A 1054-nucleotide genomic window follows, 5' to 3' on the forward strand; every position below is an offset into this window, starting at 1 on the left:
CGGCCGTCGAGTTGATGAACGAAGCGCAGCAGCAAGCGGTGCAGGGCGCCAGCGAAGTGCGCGGCACCTTGCGCCTGGCGTTGCCGGCGGCGATGGGGCGTTTGTGGCTGGGGCCGCTGTTGCCGGAATTTCTCAAGGCCCATCCGCACGTCTCGCTGGTGGCCGATTACAGCGAAGGCCTGGTCGACATCATCGAGCAGGGCTTCGACGCGGCCATTCGCATCGGCGAGCTTGAGGACAATCGGCTGATTGCAAAAAAGCTCAGTGACCATCGACGGATTCTCTGCGCGTCGCCGGCCTACATCGAGGCCCACGGCATGCCGCAAACCCCGCAGGACCTGCTGCAACACAATTGCCTGCGCTTCAGCGGGCTGGCGTCGTTCCCGCTGTGGCGCCTGCATCGCGGCAACGAAGTGCAGACCATTACGCCACACGGCAACCTGACCGCCAGCGACAGCGAATCCCTGCTCGCCGCCGCCCGCGCCGACGCCGGCATACTCGGTGCTGGCGACTGGCTGATGAGCCGCGACCTGGCGGCGGGGAGATTGATTCACGTGCTGCCCGACTGGCAGCTGGATTCGGCGGGCGGCGTCTATCTGATCAGGCCGTCATCGCGATTTCCCGCGGCGGCAGTGGTGGCGTTCAAGGAATGGATTGAAGCGAGATTCGAGACCGGGCCACCTTGGGCGGTTTGATCACAACCTGCATCAAATCCGACACTGGCCCTGTGGGAGCGAGCCTGCTCGCGAAAGTGGAGTGTCAGTCATAGAGGGTCTGGCTGACCTGACGCCTTCGCGAGCAGGCTCGCTCCCACAGGTTTCGTGGCTTGCTCAGAAACTCCCGAACGCCCAAATATCCAATGTGGGAGCGAGCCTGCTCGCGAAAGCGCAGTGTCAATCATAGAGGGTCTGGCTGACCTGCCGCCTTCGCGAGCAGGCTCGCTCCCACAGGTTTCGCGGCTTGCTCAGAAACTCCCGAACGCCCAAATATCCAATGTGAGAGCGAGGGCAAGTTTGAGCGCACAAAAAAGCCCGGCATTGCTGCCGGGCTTCGG

The 1054-nt window shown here is 63.3% G+C and carries 1 protein-coding gene; it reads left to right on the top strand.

What is annotated here, in order from left to right; genetic code table 11:
- On the top strand, nt 1–695 hold a 695-nt coding region (locus D6877_RS05005; protein ID WP_130910053.1), incomplete at its 5' end, for a substrate binding domain-containing protein.
- Nucleotides 696–1054: the final 359 nt, after the last annotated feature.

The organism is Pseudomonas sp. Sample_9 (assembly GCF_004307535.1).
GTDB classification, from domain to species: Bacteria; Pseudomonadota; Gammaproteobacteria; order Pseudomonadales; family Pseudomonadaceae; genus Aquipseudomonas; species Aquipseudomonas mercuritolerans.